General features: G+C 72.8%; 21 protein-coding genes. 7 read left to right on the top strand and 14 right to left on the bottom strand.

Translation table 11 applies throughout. The annotated features are described in order from the left end of the window. Nucleotides 1-115: 115 nt before the first annotated feature. Nucleotides 116-1,060 (bottom strand): TetR/AcrR family transcriptional regulator, encoded by a 945-nt coding sequence (locus JWR33_RS12465; RefSeq protein ID WP_297412239.1) that lies wholly within the window; start codon nt 1,058-1,060, stop codon nt 116-118. 221 nt (nt 1,061-1,281) lie between these two features. Continuing rightward, nucleotides 1,282-1,899, bottom strand: a complete 618-nt coding sequence (locus JWR33_RS12460) for a CYTH domain-containing protein (RefSeq protein ID WP_297412238.1) — start codon at nt 1,897-1,899, stop codon at nt 1,282-1,284. Between the two features lie 107 nt (nt 1,900-2,006). Here JWR33_RS12460 and JWR33_RS12455 point away from each other — a divergent pair, with 107 nt between their 5' ends. Further along, nucleotides 2,007-2,630, top strand: coding sequence for a hypothetical protein (locus JWR33_RS12455; protein ID WP_297412237.1), 624 nt, complete (start codon nt 2,007-2,009; stop codon nt 2,628-2,630). 10 nt (nt 2,631-2,640) lie between these two features. Here JWR33_RS12455 and JWR33_RS12450 read toward each other — a convergent pair whose 3' ends face one another. Then, entirely contained in the window at nt 2,641-2,967 is a 327-nt protein-coding gene (locus JWR33_RS12450) for a hypothetical protein (RefSeq protein ID WP_297412236.1), read from the bottom strand. Nucleotides 2,968-3,083: 116 nt separating this feature from the next. Here JWR33_RS12450 and JWR33_RS12445 point away from each other — a divergent pair, with 116 nt between their 5' ends. Both JWR33_RS12445 and JWR33_RS12440 read left to right on the top strand, forming a co-directional pair. Further along, on the top strand, nt 3,084-4,262 hold the full coding sequence (locus JWR33_RS12445) for an aminotransferase class I/II-fold pyridoxal phosphate-dependent enzyme (protein WP_297412235.1): 1,179 nt from the start codon (nt 3,084-3,086) through the stop codon (nt 4,260-4,262). 152 nt (nt 4,263-4,414) lie between these two features. Then, nucleotides 4,415-5,716, top strand: a complete 1,302-nt coding sequence (locus tag JWR33_RS12440; RefSeq protein WP_297412234.1) for a cation:proton antiporter — start codon at nt 4,415-4,417, stop codon at nt 5,714-5,716. A 36-nt stretch (nt 5,717-5,752) separates the two neighbouring features. On the opposite strand, the gene JWR33_RS12435 is transcribed toward JWR33_RS12440, so the two are convergent. After that, nucleotides 5,753-5,983, bottom strand: coding sequence for a hypothetical protein (locus tag JWR33_RS12435; protein ID WP_297412233.1), 231 nt, complete (start codon nt 5,981-5,983; stop codon nt 5,753-5,755). 105 nt (nt 5,984-6,088) lie between these two features. Beyond that, a complete protein-coding gene (locus JWR33_RS12430; RefSeq protein ID WP_297412232.1) occupies nt 6,089-7,015 on the bottom strand; it encodes an aldose 1-epimerase family protein in 927 nt (308 codons plus the stop codon). A gap of 37 nt (nt 7,016-7,052) precedes the next feature. Between JWR33_RS12430 and JWR33_RS12425 the strand changes: the two genes are divergently transcribed. Genes JWR33_RS12425 through JWR33_RS12415 form a run of 3 tightly spaced genes read left to right on the top strand, consistent with a single transcriptional unit; the run spans nt 7,053 to nt 9,267 of the window. Beyond that, nucleotides 7,053-7,790, top strand: a complete 738-nt coding sequence (locus JWR33_RS12425; protein WP_297412231.1) for a 5-oxoprolinase subunit PxpA — start codon at nt 7,053-7,055, stop codon at nt 7,788-7,790. Then, on the top strand, nt 7,787-8,395 hold the full coding sequence (locus tag JWR33_RS12420; protein ID WP_297412230.1) for an allophanate hydrolase subunit 1: 609 nt from the start codon (nt 7,787-7,789) through the stop codon (nt 8,393-8,395). The genes JWR33_RS12425 and JWR33_RS12420 overlap by 4 nt, the downstream gene beginning before the upstream one ends. Beyond that, on the top strand, nt 8,395-9,267 hold the full coding sequence (locus JWR33_RS12415; protein WP_297412229.1) for a biotin-dependent carboxyltransferase family protein: 873 nt from the start codon (nt 8,395-8,397) through the stop codon (nt 9,265-9,267). Before JWR33_RS12420 ends, JWR33_RS12415 begins: the two co-directional genes overlap by 1 nt. Here the strand turns inward: JWR33_RS12415 and JWR33_RS12410 are convergent. From JWR33_RS12410 to JWR33_RS12375, 8 genes are all read right to left on the bottom strand, one after another. Then, nucleotides 9,264-10,142 carry a bifunctional methylenetetrahydrofolate dehydrogenase/methenyltetrahydrofolate cyclohydrolase gene (locus JWR33_RS12410; protein WP_297412228.1) on the bottom strand — a complete coding sequence of 293 codons (879 nt, stop codon included), beginning with the start codon at nt 10,140-10,142 and terminating at the stop codon, nt 9,264-9,266. The two genes, JWR33_RS12415 and JWR33_RS12410, sit on opposite strands and share 4 nt — an antisense overlap. Beyond that, the gene (gene glyA, locus JWR33_RS12405; protein WP_297412227.1) at nt 10,139-11,467 is read right to left on the bottom strand and encodes a serine hydroxymethyltransferase; all 1,329 of its coding nucleotides are present in this window, start codon (nt 11,465-11,467) and stop codon (nt 10,139-10,141) included. Before glyA ends, JWR33_RS12410 begins: the two co-directional genes overlap by 4 nt. A gap of 133 nt (nt 11,468-11,600) precedes the next feature. After that, on the bottom strand, nt 11,601-12,863 hold the full coding sequence (locus JWR33_RS12400; protein ID WP_297412226.1) for an MFS transporter: 1,263 nt from the start codon (nt 12,861-12,863) through the stop codon (nt 11,601-11,603). Between the two features lie 10 nt (nt 12,864-12,873). Beyond that, a complete protein-coding gene (locus JWR33_RS12395; RefSeq protein WP_297412225.1) occupies nt 12,874-15,120 on the bottom strand; it encodes a DUF3488 and transglutaminase-like domain-containing protein in 2,247 nt (748 codons plus the stop codon). Next, the gene (locus JWR33_RS12390; protein ID WP_297412224.1) at nt 15,117-16,370 is read right to left on the bottom strand and encodes a DUF58 domain-containing protein; all 1,254 of its coding nucleotides are present in this window, start codon (nt 16,368-16,370) and stop codon (nt 15,117-15,119) included. The genes JWR33_RS12395 and JWR33_RS12390 overlap by 4 nt, the downstream gene beginning before the upstream one ends. After that, the gene (locus JWR33_RS12385) at nt 16,367-17,332 is read right to left on the bottom strand and encodes an AAA family ATPase (RefSeq protein ID WP_297412223.1); all 966 of its coding nucleotides are present in this window, start codon (nt 17,330-17,332) and stop codon (nt 16,367-16,369) included. The genes JWR33_RS12390 and JWR33_RS12385 overlap by 4 nt, the downstream gene beginning before the upstream one ends. Continuing rightward, entirely contained in the window at nt 17,329-17,814 is a 486-nt protein-coding gene (locus JWR33_RS12380; protein ID WP_297412222.1) for a hypothetical protein, read from the bottom strand. The genes JWR33_RS12385 and JWR33_RS12380 overlap by 4 nt, the downstream gene beginning before the upstream one ends. A gap of 23 nt (nt 17,815-17,837) precedes the next feature. After that, nucleotides 17,838-19,046 (bottom strand): MFS transporter, encoded by a 1,209-nt coding sequence (locus JWR33_RS12375; protein WP_297412221.1) that lies wholly within the window; start codon nt 19,044-19,046, stop codon nt 17,838-17,840. An 88-nt stretch (nt 19,047-19,134) separates the two neighbouring features. Between JWR33_RS12375 and purU the strand changes: the two genes are divergently transcribed. Then, nucleotides 19,135-19,986 (top strand): formyltetrahydrofolate deformylase, encoded by an 852-nt coding sequence (gene purU, locus JWR33_RS12370; RefSeq protein ID WP_297412251.1) that lies wholly within the window; start codon nt 19,135-19,137, stop codon nt 19,984-19,986. Here purU and nagA read toward each other — a convergent pair. Then, on the bottom strand, nt 19,973-21,142 hold the full coding sequence (gene nagA, locus JWR33_RS12365) for an N-acetylglucosamine-6-phosphate deacetylase (RefSeq protein WP_297412220.1): 1,170 nt from the start codon (nt 21,140-21,142) through the stop codon (nt 19,973-19,975). The genes purU and nagA overlap by 14 nt on opposite strands. Nucleotides 21,143-21,149: the final 7 nt, after the last annotated feature.

The following is a 21,149-nucleotide window of genomic DNA, read 5'->3' as shown; positions in this document are numbered from 1 at the left end:
ATCTCCCCGCTGTTCGGTTTACGAATATGCCAGGAGTCGGTTCCCGCCACAACTTCCCGGAGGGGGTAGACGCGGCCGGGAAGGTGTGCGGCGGGGCTGCGCCTCGGACTGCGACTCAGGCCGCTGCCGACTCTTCGCGCACCTCGACGCCCTGCCGGTAGGCGGCGAGCGCGTCGTCGGGCGACGAGAACGGCCCGAAGCGCGGGAAGTCGGGCGTGCACGGGTAGAGGAACACGCCCGAGGTCTCAGTCCGCACGAGGGCGTGCACGTCGTCAGAGAATCCGTTCGGAGCGACGCTGATGAGCAACTCGCTCGGAGTGTCGGTCGCGACCAGGATCAGCTCTCCCGCCGGAAGGCTCGATCGAACGGGGCCGTCGTCGTCCGGCCACTCGAAGGAGTCCAGAAGGCTTCCGGGCACCGGGGCGCGGCCCGAGGCGGCGTCCGCAGCGAGATCGTGGTCGCGGAGCCATTCCTCGCCGACGACATCCGCCGGCGACACGTCGGCGGCGCGGTGTCGACCGATCAGGTCGCGGGCCATCGCCTGTGCGCGGAGTGCGGCGTCGCGATCGCCCTCGGTGGCGCTGATGATCGAGCCCTTCATGAGGATGTGCCAGGACTTGGCGAACTCCTCGGGCTCCTGCAGCCCGGCCTCGTCGGCGAGCGTCGCGACCAGCTGACGGATGTGGACGAGGTGGCCGACGCTCGCCTGGCCGAGCGGGTGCTCCCTGCCCATCTGCACCAGGACGTTGATGAAGGTGCACGCCTCGAAGTCGTCGCGCTGGAACCAGTCGTCGAAGACCTCGAAGATGGCGAGCAGGCGGCCCTCGGGCGTGACGCCGCGCTCCCGAGCACCCGACTCCACCATGCCGACGGTCCACTCCCGGTCGCGCCGCTCGAGGCACGCGACGCCCACCTCGTCGAGGGACGCGAACTCGGCTTCGAAGTCCTCCCGGCTCACGCCGGCGGCCGCCTCGATCTCCTCGATGGTCACGGTCGCGAAGCTGTTCCGGGTGATGATCGGGTAGGCGGCGGCGATGATGCGTTCCTGCAGGTCGGTCAAGAGTTCCCCTTACAACGAGCCGGCTGATCGGTCGCTAGGTTCGCGTCCTGGTCGTCCAGCTGACATTTCATCTTGAGCCGCCCAGGAGCGAAACGCCGAGAAGTCGCGCGCCCGATGTCGCCGGTGGTGTTCGCCTAGCGAACGTTCTGCGAGGTCCACGGCGCGCCGCGACGGCCCCGTCCTACCGCCTCGGGAGCGCTCCCGCACGAGGCGCCGCGGCGCTACTGGAGCGAGGAGCGACCGAGGGCGCGTGCCAGCTTGGACTCGGAGCCGGAGGGAACCGCGCCTGCAGCCAGGAGTTCGGCCTCGATCGAATCCAGCAGCGCCGCCCTCGCCTGACGGTCGCTCGGGGCCGCGTCCATCAGCTCCGCCTCCCACTCCCGCCAGCTGCGGACGGTGCCGGTGTTCAGGTCGGTCGCGGTGACCCGGTCGTCGGCGATCTCCGCGAGGCCGGCGCCCGCATCGTCGAGCAGGATGGTCGTCGCCCGCTCGGTCACCAGTTGCGCCACCTCGCGGAGGTCCTGGCCGCCGAGGAGCTCCGCGACGAGGGCGTGCAGGGCGGACGGGAGCGTGTCCGCGAGCGGCGCGTGGTGCTCGGTGCGGCCGTCATCACCGGGTGTCTTGAGGTGCCAGCCCGCGTCGTGACCCCCCTCCCGCCGGCGCAGGGTCATCCGCGAGCGGCCGAGCGCGCCGTCAGGAGTGTCGAAGTACGTTGCGCGAAGGGTGAATCGGTCCTGCCGCACGGCGGCGGCCAGGGCGCCCAGCTCGGGGATCGGAGCGTCCTCCGGAACGTCGTACTTGCGCTCCGTCTCCGTGCTGGCCGTGACCGGGTCGTCCATGCTTCGAGCGTACGACCCGATGCTCGCCGTGTATCCGGCGTGTTACATCTCGGCCCCGCGGCACCCGCACCCCCGATCTCCTCCCTATGCTTCCGCCGGGGGTCGAAATGGAAGAGGACGTTCTCGCTGCGGTTCGGGGAACCCGGCAGGAGGTGCGGCCGCGCCGTGGGCTGTGGCCTCGAGGCTGGGCGCAGCTCAGTGCGCTCATCATTCCGCTCTTCGGCGCGCTCTACTGGATGACGGTGCCGAGCGGCCCCTGGCCGGCGGTGCTGGCGGTGCACGTCGCGGTCTCGGTGGTGATCGTGGGCGCACTGCAGTGGCTGCGGCGAGCCGGAGTGTGGCTCTCGCCGGACGGCGTGCGGGAGCGCGCCTACTTCGGCCGGGAAGTCTTCACGCCGGTGGAGCGGATCGCCTCGGTCCTGGTGGTGCCGCTCGCGCAGTCGGGGGACGTCGCACACCAGCTGTTCCTGCTCGACGAAGCCGGTCACACGCTCCTGCGCATGCGCGGTCAGCTGTGGCGCCTCGCCGATCTCACGCAGGTGGCGGAGTTCTTCGCCGTGCCCGCCCGGTGGGTGGAGCCGCCGATGTCCTGGGCGGAGCTGCGAGCGGCGTACGGGGCCAAGCTCTCCCGCTGGGAGCGGCACCCGAATCTGACGACTGCGCTGGTCGGGGTGGGCGTTCTCGCCCTGGTCGGCCCGACCCTCTGGGCGATCACCGTCGCTCTGAACTGACCGGTCCTCGTCAGACCTCGAGGCCCGGGGGGTCGTGCTCTGGTCCGCCCTGGGTGAGCTGATCGATGCGCCGGCGTATCGACACGACGATGTCGGCGTTGTCCGGTTCGGCGATGGTCGAAGCGTGCGAGGAGATCACGATCTGGCTGGTGGGCCCCAGCAGGAACCGCGAGATGCCCGGGTCACCGGTGGCCTGCACGGTGCGCAGTTCCACCTCGTCGGACGTCTGATGCTTGGCGAGCACGGAGGCGAAGTCGAGCAGCGCGTGAGCCGCCTCATCCCCGGTGAGGACCTGGTCGCCGGCAAAGCTGATGCGCATCATCCCCCTATCAGGCACCGTCCGGCTCCAAACGTCAACGGGGTGCCCGGTCCGACCGAACGCGCTAGGGCTCGGACTGGGGCTCCTCTAGCCTCGGAGGGGCGCCCGGGGGCGCCGGGCGGGAAGGGGCAGGCATGGACAGGCACGGCTTCGACGGGATCGATCTGGCCTCGCTGCGCGCGGTGGGCGGCCTGAAGTGGTCGATGTTCCCGGGGCGGATCGGCGCGTTCGTCGCGGAGATGGACTTCGGCGTCGCTCCCGCCATCGCCGACGCGCTGCACGGGGCCGTGGACCGGGGGCTGTTCGGCTATCTTCCGCCCGCGGTCTCGCGAGAGCTGTCGGACGCGACGTCCGCCTGGCAGCGGGACGCCTACGGCTGGGATGTGCCGGCCGAGCGGGTGCATCCGGTCGCCGATGTTCTCGCCGGCCTGGTCGCGGCGATCGAGCGGTACTCGCCCGCCGGCTCGCCGGTGATCCTGCCGACCCCCTCGTACATGCCGTTCCTCCGGGTGCCCGGGACGCTCGGCCGGTCGATCCTCGAGGTGCCGATGAGCGCAGAGGCAGGCCACTACGGGCTGGACCTGGCGGGACTCGAGCGGGCCTTCCAGGCGGGCGGGCACCTGCTCATCCTCTGCAATCCGTACAACCCCGTCGGCCGCGTCTTCTCGCGCAAGGAGCTGGTCGCCATCAGCGAGGTCGTGTCCCGCAACGGGGGCCGGGTGTTCGCCGACGAGATCCACTCGCCGATGGTCTACGCACCCTCCGTGCACATCCCGTACGCGAGCATCTCCCCCGAGGCGGCCGCGCACACCTTGACGGCGACGTCCGCCTCGAAGGCCTGGAACCTGCCCGGACTCAAGTGCGCGCAGGTGATCCTGACGAGCGACGCGGACGCCGAGGTCTGGGAGCAGTTCGGCTACAGCTACGAGCACGGTGCGAGCAATCTGGGCGTGATCGCGAACACGGCCGCCTACACCGATGGCCGGGGCTGGCTCGACGAGGTGCGCGAGTACAACGACGGCAACCGGATCGCGCTCGCGGAGCTGCTCGCCGAGCATCTGCCGGAGGTGCGGTACACGCCGCCCGAGGGCACCTACATCGGCTGGCTCGACGCGCGCGCGCTGGGCGTCGGCGACAGCCCGGCCGAGTTCTTCCGGGACGAGGCCGGCGTGGCGATGACCGACGGCGCCGCCTGCGGAGCGCCGGGGGTCGGGTTCCTTCGCCTGATCTTCGCCACTCCCCGGCCGATCCTCGAGCAGGCGGTCGCGCAGATGGGCGCCGCCCTCGACCGCCGCTCGGCGGCCACCGGCTGACCTCCCCGCGCATCCCGCGCCGCCGACAGACGCAACCGTCCGGCCAAGAGGCAACCGCACGCGGTTGCGGTTCGGCCGGACGGATGCGGATGTCGGCAGCGGCGAGCGCGCAACCCCGGATCGGCCCGTCCAGCGGCGCATACGGTTGACCGGTGATCGAGTTCGACGGGGCCGCCGCGCTCTATGCGGCCTTCGGGCTCGCAACCCTCGCGGCCGCGCTGCTGCCGCGCCTGCTCGGCAGGGTCCCCATCTCGATGCCGATGGTGTTCCTGGCGGCCGGGATGCTGGCCTTCGCGGTGCTCCCCGACCTGCCGGACCCCGACCCCATGGCCCACAGCGAGACCACGCTGCACCTGACCGAGGTGTGCGTGCTCGTCTCCCTCATGGGCGCCGGCCTCGCACTCAACCGGAAGGTCGGCTGGCGCCGCTGGTCGTCCACCTGGCGGCTGCTCGCGATCAGCATGCCGCTGTCGATGCTCGCCGTCGGCCTTCTCGGCTGGACCGTCCTCGGCCTCGGCGCGGCCGGCGCGGTTCTGCTCGGGGCCGCGCTCGCCCCCACCGATCCGGTGCTCGCCACGGAGGTTCAGGTGAGCGAGCCGGTCAGCTCCCCGGACGCGGCCGACGACGAGGCGCGCTTCGCCCTCACTTCGGAGGCGGGCCTCAACGACGGCCTGGCCTTCCCGTTCACGTATGCGGCGATCGCGATCAGCCTGGTCGGGGTCGCTCCCTCGGCCTGGCTGCCGCACTGGCTCGCCGTGGACCTCGCCTGGCGCCTCACGGTCGGCGTCGGGATCGGCGTGCTCGTCGGCTGGCTGCTCGGCCGGCTCTTCTTCTCCTCCCTGTCCGACCGGCTGCAGTTCACCGAGCGCGCCGAGGGATTCGTGGCCCTCGCCGTCACCTTCCTGGCCTATGGCGTGGCCGAGCTGCTCGAGGGCTACGGCTTCGTGGCCGTGTTCGTCAGCGCCTGCACCGTGCGCGCAATGGAGCGGGAGCACGGCTACCACGGCGTCCTGCACAAGTTCGTGGAGCAGATCGAGCGGCTGCTGACGGTCGCCGTGCTCGTTCTGCTGGGCGGAGCGGTCTCCCGCGGCCTCTTCGCGGAGGTGGGCTGGCCCGAGATCGGCGTCGCCCTGGCCTTCCTGCTCGTCATCCGTCCGCTCGCCGGTTGGATCGGCCTGACACCGGGCAAGACCGGGCCGCGGGAGCGCGCCGTGATCGCCTTCTTCGGGGTCCGCGGCGTCGGCTCGCTCTTCTACGTCGCCTACGCGGTCGCCCACGGCGACTTCGAGGACCCGGGGCGCATCTGGGCGGTGGTGGGCCTCGTGGTGGTGGGCTCGATCCTGATCCATGGCATCGCGGCGACTCCGGTGATGGCGCTGCTCGACCGTGCCCGCCTCACCCGGAGCCGGCGGAACGGCGGCGGCGACGCGGACGTCCTCACGACTCCCGTGTGAGTCGCGGCGGCGCCAGCCGTATCGGAGCCTGCCCCGTCAGGCGACGAACCGGGCCCGAGCCTCCGCGAGCGAGGCGACCCGGAGGTGCACACCGGGGCGGCCCGATTCGGTGAGCTCGTACTGACCGTCGATCAGTTCCACGAAGCCGAGCAGCCCCGCGGCGTCCGACCCGTCCACGGCGATGTTGACGAGGCGCCACTGATCCTTGCCGACGTGCTGCGCCTCGATGTCTGCCAGCCGCTGCGGATAGCTCAGGTTGAGCGTCATCTCGTCCGTCCCCTCAAGTGATACATCCGACGATACGAACGAGCACCGACGTCGGAGGAGAGGATTGACTTCCGCGGGGGCGCGGAGTAGCGAGCCGAGGGGGCGTCAGGCCGCAGGGACGTAGCGGATGCCCCAGCCGGCCAACCACTGCTCGCCCGGCTCCAGCCAGCGCAGCCCCTCGCCGCGGTTCAGGGCATCCGCGGGTGCCGTCATCGGCTCCATCGCGACCGCGAACTCGTCGCCCGAGAGCCCCGTGAAGCTCGGGTGCGTGTAGACCTGCACGAAGGCGAAGCTCTGGTCCCCCCACAGCTCGAGCGTGTTCCCCGCGGGATCCGCCAGACGGTGCCGGTGCATCCCGTCCTCGAGGGCGAGGTCCGTGTACGCGGTGTTGAGGGAGACGTCGGCGAGGCGCCTGCCGGCGCGGAGGTCACGGTCGGTCCCCGCCACCGAGGCGGTGCCGGTGGGGATGAAGGTCTCGTCGAGGGGGTAGTAGGTCTCCCCGCTGACGGTCACCGTGAGCTGGTCGGAGGGGGTGTCGCCGACACGCAGGTAGGGGTGGGCGCCGATCGCGACCGGCGCGGTGCCGGTGCCCGCGTTGACGATGCCGTGGGTCACCCTGAGGCCGTCGTCGACGAGCTCGTAGCGCACCGACGTCTCCAGGGTGAACGGGTAGCCATGCTGAGGGAAGATCGGCGCGGCCAGGGTCACGGCGTGCGCCGACCTGTCGGTGACCCGATAGCCGGTATTGCGGAGCAGGCCGTGGGTGGCGTTGCCGGTGGACGGCTCCGTGATGTCGAGCTGCTGCTGCTGCCCGTCGAGCACCCAGGCTCCGCGGCGGACCCGGTTCGGCCATGGCACGAGCACGATGCCCTGCCCGTAGGGCGGAGCGAGGTCCGCAGGGTACTCGTGCACGAGCTGGACTCCCCCCACACCGAGCTGGCGCAGCGATGCGGCGAGCTCGGTGACGGTCGCCGTGACCGTGCCGTTCGCGCCGTCCAGGACGAGGGAGAACTGTTCACCGGTGCGGAGCATCCTCCGACTCTAGTGAGGCGCCGCGTAGGCTGACGCCGTGCCCGCCGTCGACCTCAACTGCGATCTGGGCGAGGGCGTGGGCGACGACGCGGCACTGTTTCCGCTGATCACCAGCGTGAACGTCGCCTGCGGCTTCCACGCGGGCGACCAGGCCTCCATGCGTGAGGCGTGCCGGGCGGCGCTGGCATTCGGCATCACCGTGGGGGCGCACCCGTCGTACCGGGACCGCCAGGGCTTCGGCCGGCGCGACCTCGACGTCTCGGCCGCGCAGCTCGAGGCAGAGGTGCGCGAGCAGGTGCAGGCGCTGCGCCGCGCCGCGGATGCGGAGGGAGCGACGATCTCCTACCTCAAGCCGCACGGCGCTCTGTACAACCGGCTCGTCGTCGACGACGAGCGTGCCGAGGCGGTCGCGGCGGCCGCCGCGGCCGAGGGCCTCTCCCTGCTCGGGCCGGCCGGCAGCGCTCTAGCCCGTGCCGCGGACCGGCGCCGGCTCGGCTTCTTCCGTGAGGCGTTCGCGGACCGGGCGTACCTTGCCGACGGCCGCCTCGCCCCTCGGTCGCTTCCCGGCGCCGTGATCACCGACCCGGCCGTCGTCGCGGCGCGCGCCGTGCGGATGGTGCTGGAGGGCGAGGTGGCCACCGTCGACGGCGGTGTGCGGAGAATCGAAGCCGACTCGATCTGCCTGCACGGGGACACCGAGGGTGCGCCCGCGATCGCGCGGGCCGTCCGGACCGCCCTCCGATCTGCGGGCGTCGTCCTCTCGCCGTTCCGATGAGGATCCTGCCGTTCGGGGACGCTGCGCTGCTCGCCGAATGTGCGGACCTCGCCGAGGTGAGGGCTCGGCTCGCGGCACTTCGCTCCTCGATGCCGCCCGGCGTCGTCGACGTCGTGCCCGCGCTGCGCACCCTGCTGGTGCGCGTGGATCCGACCATCCTCGGTCTGCACGACGCCGAGCGCTGGCTCGCAAGGTCCGCCCCGGCGGAGCCCGAGGCGCGGGCGGGGGAGCTCGTCCGCATCGCCGTCCGGTACGCGGGGCCCGACCTCGCGGAGACCGCCGGCCTGCTCGGGCTCACGGCGGAGAGCCTCGTCCGCCGGCACACGGAGGCGGAGTGGGAGTGCGCCTTCATCGGCTTCGCGCCCGGCTTCGCCTACCTCGTCTCCGACGACTTCCCCTTCGACGTGCCGCGGCACGCCACCTCCCGCCCGCAGGTGCCCGCCGGGTCGGTCGCGCTCGCCGGCCGCTTCGGCGGCGTCTACCCGCGCTCCTCCCCCGGCGGCTGGCGGCTGATCGGCAGCACAGAGGCGACGCTCTGGGACGAGAGCCGGGAGCATCCCGCCCTGCTGCCGCCGGGCACCCGCGTCCGGTTCGAGGCGGTGTGATGCCGTCGCTCACCGTTCTCCGGCCCGGCGCCCTGGCGACCGTGCAGGACCTGGGGCGCCCAGGCCTCGCCGCGCTCGGCGTCGGGCCGTCCGGGGCGTTCGACCGTCGGGGTCACCTGCTCGCCAACCGGCTGGTCGGCAATCCGGCCGACGCCGCGGGGCTGGAGCTGCTGCTCGGCGGCGCCGCCCTGCGCGCCGAGAGCCCGCTCTGGATGGCGGTGACCGGGGCCTGGGGCCCGGTGACGGCCGACGGCTGGCCGGTCGAGCCGCACACGGCCGTCCTGGTCCCCGCGGGGGCCGTCCTCGAGTTCGGGGCCCCCGAGTCGGGCCTGCGCTACAGCCTCGCCGTCCGCGGCGGCATCGATGTGCCGCCCGTGCTCGGGTCCCGATCCTGGGACACGCTCGCCCGGCTGGGGCCGTCGCCGCTGACGGGGGGCCAGCAGCTGCCGGTCGGGGGACCCCCGCACACCGACGTGCCCGCGGTCGACCTCGTCCCGGTCGGCCCTCCCCCGAGCGGAACGCTCCGGCTCGAGATCCTGCCGGGACCTCGCCGGGACTGGTTCGAGGACGCGGCGTGGGGGCTGCTGACGGCAGCCGAGTGGCGAGTGTCCGCTCGCTCCGACCGGACGGGGGTGCGACTGGAGGGCCCGGAGCTCCGGCGCAGCAGGCACGAGGAGCTGCCGAGCGAGGGCATGGTGGCCGGTGCTGTTCAGGTCTCCCCCGACGGCATCCCCACGGTGCTGGGCGTGGACGCGCCCGTCACGGGCGGCTACCCGGTGATCGCGGTGCTGGCCCTGGGCGAACTCGACCGGCTCGCCCAGGCGAGGCCGGGACAGCGGGTGGTGCTCGCCCGAGCGTTCCGCCGCGGCTAGGCCGGTCGCTCCGCCATCTGCACCACGTTCGACACCAGCATGGCGCGGGTCATCGGTCCCACCCCGCCCGGGTTGGGCGAGAGCCAGCCGGCGACGTCCTCGACGCCGGGCGCGACGTCTCCGGTGAGGGTGGGCTTGCCCGTCTCGTGGTTCACCACCCGCGTCACTCCCACGTCGAGCACGGCTGCGCCCGGCTTGATCCAGTCAGGCTGCACGAGGTGCGGCATGCCGACGGCGACGACGACCACGTCGCCCCGGCGGACCTCCCCGGCGAGGTCCAGGGTGCGCGAGTGGGTCAGGGTCACCGTCGCATCGATGCCCTTGCGGGTGAGCAGCAGGCCGAGTGGGCGACCGACGGTGAGCCCGCGCCCGACGACCACGACGTGCTTGCCGGGCAGTTCGTAGCCGTGCCGGTGCAGCAGCTCGACGATGCCGTTCGGCGTGCACGGCAGCGGCGAGGTCAGCTCGCCGCCCACCCCGAGCACGAGCCGCCCGAGGTTCATCGGATGCAGCCCGTCGGCGTCCTTCGCCGGGTCCATGAGCTCCAGCGCCGCGTTCTCCGCCATTCCGGCAGGCAGCGGGAGCTGCACGATGTAGCCGGTGACGGCAGGATCGGCGTTGAGCTCGGCGATCGCGGCATGCACCTGCTTCTCGGTGGCGTCGGCGGGCAGGTCCGCCCGGATCGACTCCACGCCCACCTCGGCGCAGTCCCGGTGCTTGCCCGCCACGTAGGCACGCGAGGCCGGGTCGTCGCCGACCAGGAGGGTGCCGAGTCCGGGACGGATCCCGCGCGCCCGGAGGACGTCGACGCGCTCCCGCAGCTCCGCCTTGATGGCGGTGGCCGTCGCGGTGCCGTCCAGGCGCACCGCGGTCACAGCGTCACCGACGGTGCGAGCTCGGCGTGGACGAGGGGCTGACCGCTCGGCCCGAGACCGGCATACAGCGGAAAGCGGTCCGCGAGGGAGCGCACCCGGCCGCGCAGCTCGGCGAGGTCCGGACCGGGACGCAGCGCGAGGGCGATCACTTCGGCCACCTCGGTGAACTCGGCGTCGCCGAAGCCGCGCGTGGCGAGCGCCGGCGTGCCGATGCGGACCCCCGAGGTGACCATGGGAGGACGCGGGTCGAAGGGCACCGAGTTGCGGTTCACCGTGATGCCGACCTCGTGGAGTACGTCCTCGGCCTGCTTGCCGTCGACCTCGGAGTTGCGCAGGTCGACGAGCACGAGGTGCACATCGGTCCCGCCGGTGAGGACGCCGATGCCGGCCGCCGAGGCGTCCTCGGCGGAGAGTCGCTCGGCGAGGATCTGGGCGCCCCGGATGGTGCGCTCCTGGCGGTCCCGGAACTCGGGCTCGCCGGCGAGCTTGAACGCCGTGGCCTTCGCCGCGATGACGTGCATCAGCGGGCCGCCCTGCTGCCCGGGGAACACGGCCGAGTTGAGCTTCTTGAACAGCTCCTCCTCGTTGCTGAGGATGAAGCCGGAGCGGGGCCCGCCGATCGTCTTGTGCACGGTCGAGGAGACGACGTGGGCGTGCGGCAGGGGAGACGGGTGCAGGCCCGCGGCGACGAGTCCGGCGAAGTGCGCCATGTCCACCCAGAGCATCGCGCCCACCTCGTCCGCGATCGCCCGGAAGGCGGCGAAGTCGAGCTGCCGGGAGTAGGCGGACCAGCCGGCGATGATCACCCGCGGGCGGTGCTCGATCGCCTTCTGGCGGACCACGTCCATGTCGATTCGGAACGTCTCGGGATCGACCCCGTATGACACGGCCTGGTACAGCCGCCCGGAGAAGTTGAGCTTCATGCCGTGGGTGAGGTGGCCGCCGTGCGCCAGCTCCAGACCGAGGATGGTGTCGCCCGGGCTCGCGATGGCGTGCAGCACCGCGGCGTTGGCGCTGGCGCCGGAGTGCGGCTGGACGTTGGCGAAGTCTGCGCCGAACAGCTCCTTGGCGCGGGCGATCGCGAGGTTCTCCGCGATGTCCACGAACTCGCAGCCGCCGTAGTAGCGGCGGCCCGGATAGCCCTCGGCGTACTTGTTCGTGAGCACCGAGCCCTGCGCCTCGAGGACGGCGCGGGGAACGAAGTTCTCGCTCGCGATCATCTCGAGCGTGGACTGCTGGCGGTCGAGCTCCTGGGCCAGGACGGCGGCGATCTCGGGATCGACGACGGAGAGCGGCGCGGTGAGCGTGGGGGACGGGTCGGACATGTTGGACTCCTCAGCTGACGGTGGAATGGAGTCGGAGCCCAGGCGTACGGTCCCGTCCAAGTCAGTCGTTCCCCGGTGGTTGCCCACCCTGGGGAGCTCGAGGCTCCCTCACGCCAGTCGCGACCCCGCCAGTTTACCCGTCAGCGACGACGAGGCGGCGGGCGTTCCTGGCGATCGTCCCGAGAGCGACGGCGCTGAGAGCGGTGAGGAGCACGAGCACGGCCGCACACGCGGCCAGCCCCGGATACCCGACGAGCGCGAGGACGGGCCCGGCGAGGCCGCCGCCGACGGCGCCGGTCGCGTTCATGACGAGGTCGGTCCTGCCCTGGATCCTGGTGCGCTGCGCCCCCGTGGCGAGGTCGCTGACGAGTGCCGAGCCGGCCACGGTGGATGCGCTCCAGCCGAGACCGAGCAGCACCAGGCCGAGCGTGACGAGCGAGGTCTGCTCGCTGCCGAGCGCCACGAGGAGCAGCGCCAGCGCAAGGATGCCCTGCCCGATCAGCACCGTCCCGATCCGGCCCACACGGTCCGCGAGCATGCCGAACACCGGGGACAGTGCGAACATGCCCGCGACATGCAGGCTGATCGTGAAGCCGATGATGGTGAGGGACGCCCCGTGGTGGGTGAGGTGCACCGGAGTCATCGACATCACCGACACCATCACCGCGTGGCTGGCGGCGACCGCGCCGATGGCGAAGAAGAGCGCCCGGCGCCCGGCCGATGAGCCGGCGGCCACCTGCCGGGGCACGGCGGGTCGTGCGGAGGCGAGCAGGTAGGGGTCCGGACGCAGGCCGACCAGGTAGGTGGCGGTGGCGGCGAGCTGGAAGGCGAGCGCGATCACGAAGGACCCGGTGAGAGGCGGCATGCCGAGTGCCGCAGCGATGCCCTGCCCCGGCCCGAACAGGTTCGGGCCGACGACGGCGCCGACAGTCGCGGACCAGACGACGACGGAGAGGTCCCGCCCGCGGCGTTCCGGCGGCGCCAGGTCGGTCGCCGCGAACCTGCTCTGCAGGTTGACCGCCGCTCCCGCACCGAGCAGGGCGAAGCCGAGGAGGAGCAGCGGGAAGATGCGGCCGGAGGCGGCGACCACCGTCATGACGGCCCCGAGAGCGGAGGCGAGCACCCCGAGGGTGAGCGCCATCCGGCGACCGGCGCGCGCGGCGAGCCGGGCGAGCGGGATCGCCGCGGCCGCGGCACCGAGCGTGCTCAGGGTTGCGCTCGCGCCCGCCCAGGCCTCGCTGCCGGAGACGTCGGCCGCGAGGACCGACCCGATCGACAGGGTCGCGCCGATGCCGACACCGCCGAAGACCTGCCCGACGACGAGCACCCGGACCGTTCGCCGCTGCACCGCGGCCAGGTCGACCTGGACCGAGGACCGGCTCCCTCCTGCGGACATCGGTGGGCGGCTACAGCCTTCCGGGTTCGGGCCGGCGCGGCCGGACGAAGGAGGAGGCGAGCCTGCTCGAGGTGGCGCGCACCAGCAGGGACCGCGGCGCGAGGACGGCCCGGATCCGGGCAAGACGACCGCGGCTGGAGCTCATCCGCGCGAGCAGCGACCGCACGAGCACCCCATCCACCCCGTCGCCTCGTCGCTCGGGACGATCGAAGCGCTCCCGCTCCACCGCGGCGAGGAGCCGGTCGATGTCGGTGCGGTCCGTGTCCGACGCTCCGATCGTGTCCCCGAGCCGGCCCGCGAAGGACCGCGGGGTGAGGGCTCCCTGCTCGAGGAAGCCGAGGTCGAGAGCGGTGTCCTGGAGCTCGTCCCAGGCGCGCCCTGCCGGCACCCGACCGGATGCGCCCACCCGGCGACGCCGCCGGAGGACCCTGGCCCCGGCCGGCGACAGCAGCACCAGAGCGGTGGCGCCGCCGATCAGGAGTCCGCCGAGCGGCGGGCCGCCCGAACCGCCTGCTGCGGCGGCCGCGGCGGCCTCCTCCTCGCGGGTGCGCTCCGGCGTGGTCGACGCGGACGGCGATGCGGTCGGCTCGGGCGTGTTGTCGCTGGGGATGTCGCCCGCCCGGAAGCGGGGCACGTCGCCTCGTCCCGGGGTCGGCTCGAACCTGGTCCAGCCGACCCCCTCGAAGTACAGCTCCGGCCAGGCGTGCAGGTCGTGGGTCGTCACCTCGAAGACGCCCGCCTCGCCGATCCGGCGGTCCCCCGGCTGGTAGCCGACGGCGATGCGCGCGGGGATGCCGAGGTCCCGCGCCAGCACCGCCATCGCGGAGGCGAAGTGCACGCAGTAGCCGGTCTTGGCCTCGAGGAAGGTCGCGAGCACGTCGAAGCTGTCGCCGTCCGCGGCCCGGGCCGGCGTCTCCTCGTCGTACTCGAACTGGGTGCTGCGCAGATAGGCCTGCAGGGCGACCGCCTGGTCGTACGGGGTCTCAGCGTCGGCGGTGACCGTCGCCGCGGTGTCCGAGATGATCGCGGGGAGGTCGTCGGGAAGCGCCAGGTAGCGCTCGAACCCGGGCGGCACGTCCCCCGCGGCTCGAAGCTGGTCGACGGTGGGGTCCAGCTGGAGGCTGCTGATGGCGTACTCGCCGACCGTGCTGGCCTGCTTGAGCGACCCGACGGTGAGCGACTCCGGCTGCCACACCCACTCGGCGCCGAGCCCCTCGATCGACGTGGCCGGGTAGGGCACCGGAAGCCAGCGCCGCTGCCCGGATGCGTCGCTGACCCGCGTGACGACCTCGTCCCGCTGCACGTCATCAGCGAGCCCGTGAGGCGACGGGAAGTCGGCCAGCCCACGGTAGTCGGCCCGGCCCCCGTCCGGCAGGGCCGGGGTCCAATCGTCGCCGCTGAGATCGTCGATCGTGACGACGCGGAGATAGACCGGACGGGAGGCGGTGGTGCGGTAGGTCAGCGCGACCAGGTCGGCGCCCTGGCGCAGGTGCTCCCCCAGCCGGAGGAGGGGATCGGCGCCGGGCGAGAAGACGGGGCGCAGAGTGCTCGCCGACGCGGGGCTTCGGTCGAGCATCGCGGGCACGAACGCCTGGACGAGCAGGGCGCCGACGACCGCGGTGGCGGCCAGCGCAGCGGCACTGGAGGCGGGCGGCCGAGCCAGGTCGCGGCGACGGTCGAGCCAGACGAGCAGCAGGAAGGCGAGGACGCTTCCGGTGACACCGAGCAGGTCGTCGCCGCGGTCCACCGCCCGGCCGGGCACGATGGCCAGGACGAGCAGCGGAACGCCTGCGAGCCAGGGCAGCCGGGCCCCGGCCACGAGGCCGTCGATGACGACCGCGAGCAGCGCGACACCGCCGGCGACCATCAGTCGCAGGCCGTCGGTGGACGTGGCGGGAGGGGTGTCGAGGTAGATCTGGCGCAGGGCGGCGCGGATCAGCCCCTCCAGCGCCGGGAAGGTGCGCTCCGTCGGCAGGATGGCCCAGGCGAGGGTGCCGGGCACCCAGAGCAGGAGCAGAGCGACGACCGTCGCGACCAGTCCGGCCAGTGGCGCGAGTCCCGCGATGCGCCGGATCGCGCGGACCCCCGCCGAGGCGGCGAGCGCCAGGACGCTGACGAACAGCGCGGTCCACCACCAGGAGTCGCCCTGGATGAGCGTGCGCAGCGAGCCCGCCGCCACGATCGTCGCGAGCAGCGCGGCGGCGGTGATCCCCCAGGTCGAGCGCCCCTCGACGGGCCGGCCCCTGGTGCCGCTCATGCCGCCCTGCCCGCCGCCGACGCCTGCCGCCAGGCGTCCGCCATGTCCTCCGTGGCCGACGCGGAGACGCATCGCCAGCCCGCGAACCACACTTCATCGGGCACGCTCCGCCCCCGGTCGCCCACCAGCACCAGTGCGGCGGTGGAGGCGCGGGACTTGTGGCCCGCCAGTTCGCGGAGCTCCTGGTCGGGAACCGCCCCGAGCACCGCATACACGGGAGCGGGCGCCGCCGTCAGCGCATCGCCGAGCCGGTCGAGGTAGCCGGCGGCGATCGAGCGACCGGCGCGCCGGTCTACCGTGGCGAGCGACAGCAGCGCCTCCCGGGGCGTGCGATCCACGTCCGCCATCCCTGTGCCGCTCGGCGCGGTCTCGAGGAGGGACACCCCGACGCCGCTGTCGGACAGATGCACGAGCAGGGACGCGGTGAAGGACACCGCCCACTCGAACGCGTCGAGGGAGGGGTAGCTCTCCCGGCGGGTGTCGAGCACCAGCAGGGCGCGCGATTCGTCCTGGCTCTGCGCCTGGCGCACCATCAGCTCGCCCCGGTGTGCCGTCGCGCGCCAGTTGACGTGCCGCAGCGCATCGCCCGCACGATATTCGCGGGGGACGACGTCGTCGTGGCCGTGCCCCGTCTTCCAGGCCGGGACCGACGCGTCGGCGATGCTCGTGCGTCCCGCAACCGCTCCCCCGAGCGGGACGATCCGCGGCAGGACCGTGAGCGGGGCGGGCTCGCCCACGAGCCGCTCGTGCAGGACCAGGCCGAAGGCATCCCCGTGCTCGACGACCATCGGGCCGATCCAGGCCACGCCCCGCTCTCCGGCGGTCAGCTGGTGACCGAGGCGGATGGAGGAGCCGGGGAAGCCGCGTCCGGCGAGGGAGGGCAGCGCCTGGAACTCGGGCGAGGGCATGCCCCGGGGCGTGAGGTCCCGCCACCACTGCGCGGGTGTGCGCAGCCATGCGGTGTTCGAGACCGTGAGCTGCACGGCGAGCCGGCCGCCGGACGGAACGACGTCCGGAGAGTTGCGCCTCTCGGCGACCAGGGAGGCGGCGCGCGACCGGACGGCGATGGCCGACGCCAGCACGAGCGCGCCGAGCACGAGCCCCACATAGAGCAGGTCCCGCCAGCCCACGCTGATCGCCACGATCACCGCCACCGCAGCGGCCGCGAGCACCACCCAGCCCCGTGCCGTCAGCCGGGGCAGGGCGAGGTCCAGGCGCCGACGGCGCGGAGCGGGGCGGGCGGTGCTCACGCCCGTGGGATCGGGGTCTCGGTGACGATCCCCCGGACGATCTCGGCCGCGGTGTCCGACTCGCTCGTGCCGCTCCGGCCGAGCGCCTGGCGGCTGGGGAGGATGCGGTGCGCGAGGACGGCCACAGCGAGGGACTCGAGGTCGTCGGGAAGCACGAAGTCCCTGCCCTCGAGCAGGGCGCGCGCCTTGGCGGCCCGCGCGAGCTGCAGCGTGGCCCGGGGGCTCGCGCCCAGGCGCAGGTCGGGGTGGGATCGGGTGGCGGTGATGATCGCGAGGAGGTACTGCTCCACGGCGGGCGAGAGGTAGATGGCGCGCGCCGCAGCGATCATCGCCTGGACCTCGTCCATGGAGACGACCGGCCGCACCGCGTCGAGGGGGCTGCTGGCCTCGCGGGAGCGCAGCATCGCGAGTTCCGCCTGCGGGTCCGGATAGCCCATGGAGACCGACGCCATGAAGCGATCCCGCTGCGCCTCGGGCAGCGCGTACGTTCCATCCATCTCGACCGGGTTCTGGGTGGCGACCACCATGAACGGATCGGGCAGGCGCCAGGTGCGGCCGTCGACCGTGACCTGCCCCTCCTCCATGCACTCGAGCAGGGCGGACTGCGTCTTGGGGGACGCCCGGTTGATCTCGTCGCCGATCACGAGGTTGGCGAACACCGCGCCGGGCTTGAACTCGAACTGTCCGCTGCCCTGGTCGTACACCGAGACTCCTGTGACGTCCGAGGGCAGCAGGTCGGGGGTGAACTGAATCCGGCTCACGGTGCCGCCGACCGATCGGGCGAGGGTCTTGGCGAGCATCGTCTTGCCGACACCGGGGACGTCCTCGATCAGGAGGTGCCCTTCGGCCAGGAGCACGGTCAGCGCCATGGCGCTGACCTCGGGCTTCCCGTCGATCACCGTCTCGAGCGATCGGAGGATGCGCCTGACGCCCTCCCGGACATCCGTCTCCACGGTCGTCATCTCGCCCTCCCGTCTGTTCGGGCGGCGAGCAGGAACAGCGCGCCGATCGCGGTGGCCAGGCCGAGCAGCACGAGATACGGCGCGAGCGTGGTGAGCAGCTCGGTGGCGAGCACCTGCTGGACCGACCGGCCGTCGCTGAAACGCACCGTGCCATCGGTCGACGGCGTCAGCGAATAGCTGCCGTAGCGCCCGGCGCCGAGCGAGAAGTGCAGCGTGACCCCGACGAAGACGAGGGCGGCGCTGACCGTCCACAGCACGGCGAGGATCCGCCGGGGCGGCCGCACCGGCGATTCCTCCGCGAGCCGGGCAGAGGGCTCGGCGACGACCTCGGGAGCAGGTCCCACGGCGTCCCCGCTCAGCACTCTCGCCCGCACGATGGGTCGCACCTCGCTGCCCGCATCGGCATGGCCGCGCTGGAACAGGGGATCGTACCGGGGATCGAGCGTCGGCGAGGTGCGGTCGGCGGGCGGAACCGTAGCCATGCGTCCTCACAGGAGTCGGGGTGCTACACGATAACCGACGCCGCTGACGCTTTCCTTGGGTTCTCGCGAAGAGAGAGGACCAGGAAGAGGACGGTGCCCACCGTCAGGATGCCGGCTCCGACCCACGGCAGCGTCTCGATGCCCCACCGGTCGAGAATCAGAGCGCCGACGAGGGACCCTCCACCGATCCCCACGTTGAACGCGGTCGTCATCCCCGCGGCGGCGAGGTCGCGGATCCGCTCGGACGCGAGATGCATCTGCCGCGTCTGGAGGAGGGGCGGCAGGCTGCCGAAGGCGACTCCCCAGGCCGCCATGGCGGCCACGCTGAGCCACTGCAGCTGCGGGGCGGCGGCGAGCGCGACCATGCTCGCGATGACCGCGCCTGCCGCGACCGCGATCGAGGACACCGGGTGCCGGGTGGCGACCAGGCCCGCGAGCACGAGCCCCAGCACCCCTGCCCCGCCGTAGACGAAGAGGAGGAGGCCGACCGCGTCGGGACCGAAGCCCATCGCCCCGGTGATGAACGGGGCGATGTAGGTGTAGAACACGTTCTGGCCGACCAGCACGAACACGATCGTCACGCAGAGGAGGAGGACCGGGGTCAACGAGGGGTCCCGTCGGGCCGGCAACGGGATCTCGCCCGTGGCGAGGGAGACCCCGTGGTCCACCGGGGGCAGTGCGCGCACCACAAGGCCGGCGAGGACGACCATGGCAACCGCGAGGCCGACGAAGGAGAGGCGCCAGCCGAGCAGATGCCCGAGGGCCGTGCTCACCGGTACTCCCAGCACGAACGCGGCGGTCGCTCCCGCTCCGCTGATGGCGATGGCGCGCGCCAGCTGCTCCTTGGGCACGAGGTGGGCGGCGTAGGCGCCCACCACCGCCCAGAACAGGCCGTGTGCGAGGCCGGCGAGGATGCGCGCCCCGACGAGGACCTCATAGGTGGGCGCGACTGCGGAGAACACGGTGGCTCCCGCGTTGACCAGGAGGACCAGCACGACCAGTCGCTTGCGGGACACCGACCGGGTGAGGGCGGCGAGCGGGGTCGTCGCGGCGACCACGGTGACGGCGAACACCGAGACGAGGAGCCCCGTCTGCGGCACCGAGACGCCGAGGTCGTGGGCCATCTCGGGAAGGAGGCCGGTGGGGAGGAACTCCCCCGTCACCGAGCAGAAGATCGCGCCGGCGAGGACCAGGAGCCCGAGCGTGGGGAAGGGCGCGGGGCGGGACTGCATGTCCTTCCCAGTGTAGGCACTGCCCATCCGGCCGTGAGGTCGCCAGTACGCTGGGCCGGTGACCCTGCTCGAGCCGAATCGCGACGAGATGGCCTCCCAGCACTGGGTGCTGTCCCTCTCCTGCCAGGACCAGCCGGGCATCGTGCATGCGGTGAGCGGGGCGATCGTCTCGGCTCGCGGCAACATCACGGAGTCGCAGCAGTTCTCGAGTGCGGATACGGGTCGCTTCTTCCTGCGTCTGCAGCTGCAGACGGACGCCGCACGGGAGGAGGTGCTGGCGGCCCTCCAGCCGGTCATCGCGCGCTTCGGGCTCTCCTGGCAGCTGGACCAGGTGGGCAGGCGCAAGCGCACCCTGGTGCTCGTGTCCACCGCCGGCCACTGTCTCAACGACCTGCTCTTCCGGCAGCGGTCCGGCCAGCTGCCGGTGGAGATCCCCCTCGTGCTCGGCAATCACGCGGTGCTCGGCGACCTCGCCGCGTTCTACGGAGTCGCGTTCGAGTCCCGCCGGATCACCGACGCCGACAGCAGGACGGACTTCGAGCGCCGAGTGCTGGAGGCGGTCGACGAGCACGACATCGAGCTGGTGGTGCTCGCCCGCTACATGCAGATCCTCTCCCCGGAGCTGTGCGAGAAGCTGCGCGGCAGGGCCGTGAACATCCACCACTCCTTCCTCCCCGGCTTCAAGGGGGCGAACCCCTACAAGCAGGCGCATGCCAGGGGTGTGAAGCTGATCGGGGCGACGGCCCATTTCGTGACGAGCGATCTGGACGAGGGCCCGATCATCGAGCAGAACGTGGTCCGGGTAGACCACGCGGCCACACCCGCCGAGCTGATGTCGATCGGCCAGGACGAGGAGTGCCGCACCCTTCGTCAGGCGGTGACCTGGCTGGCCGAGGACCGGGTGCTCCTCGACGGCGCTCGCACGATCATCTTCCGCTGACGGGCCAGACCCGGCGCACCGCCCAGTCCCCGTCGAGGAGCACGACCCCCGCGTCCGACCCGGGGCGGAGCAGGCGGCGGTCGCCCTCGCCGAGCAGCCGGCCCGGCACCGTCGTCAGCGCGGCCACTGCGTCGGCAGGATCGATGCCCGCCCGGATAGCGCCGCGCAGGGCCGCTGAGGTCGTCAGGGTGGAACCGGCCAGTGTCGCCGTCCCCGCCAGCGTCGCCCGGCCGGACCGCACCGTCACCTCGAGTCCGCCGAGCAGGTAGTCGCCATCCCCCGCGGCGGCACCGGCCATCGCGTCGGTGACGAGGGCGATCCGGCCCGGAGCGGCGGCGAAGAGGAGCCGGGCGAGGGCGGGGTGCACGTGTTCGCCGTCGAGGATCAGCTCGAGCACCGCCTCGCGGTCGTCGAGCGCGGCCGCCACCGGTCCGGGCGCGCGGTGGCCGAGGCCGGGCATCGCGTTCATGGCGTGCGTGAGGAAGCGGGCACCGCGCCGGAACGCCGCCCGGGTGAGGTCGTAGTCCGCCTCTGTATGGCCGACGCCGACGAGGACGCCCGCCTCGGCGAACCGCTGCACGGCGTCCAGCCCGCCTGGCAGCTCCGGCGCGAGGGTGACCGAGCGGAGGACCCCGCGCCCAGCCGACAGGAGCCGGTCCACCCGGTCGGCCGTCGGTTCGCACAGGGCCTCGAGCGCGTGCGCTCCCGCCCTGCTCGGAGACAGGAAGGGACCCTCGAGGTGCACCCCGAGGATTCCCTGCTCCCGCTCGGCGAGCGCCGCGAAGCGCAGCAGGGAGCGCTCCAACTCGTCGATCGGCGCGCTCACCAGGCTGGCGAGCGTGCCCGTCGTGCCCCGCTCGCGGTGTGCCGCGAGCACGGCGACGGCAGCGGCGTCGGCCGCCTCGTCGAAGCTCCGCCCGCCGCCGCCGTGCAGGTGCAGATCGAGAAGGCCAGGCACGAGGACCCCGCCGGTGGCGTCGATGCGCTCGCCCCGGTGTCCCTCCGGCGGGTCTCCGTCGCCCCCCGCTTCGATCCTGCCGTCGCGGAGGAGCAGCCAGCCGTCGCGGAAGCCGTGCGCGTCCAGCAGTCGGGCGCCGTGGACGAGCACCGCCCCGGCCGCGTTCGACGGCCCGCCGACCGCCGGCGGGGCGGTCATCGGCTCA

The organism is Naasia sp. (assembly GCF_025465545.1).
Taxonomy (GTDB): domain Bacteria; phylum Actinomycetota; class Actinomycetes; order Actinomycetales; family Microbacteriaceae; genus Naasia.
The sequence above is the reverse complement of the archived record's forward strand: the minus strand, read 5'-3'. Positions and strand labels throughout refer to the sequence as shown.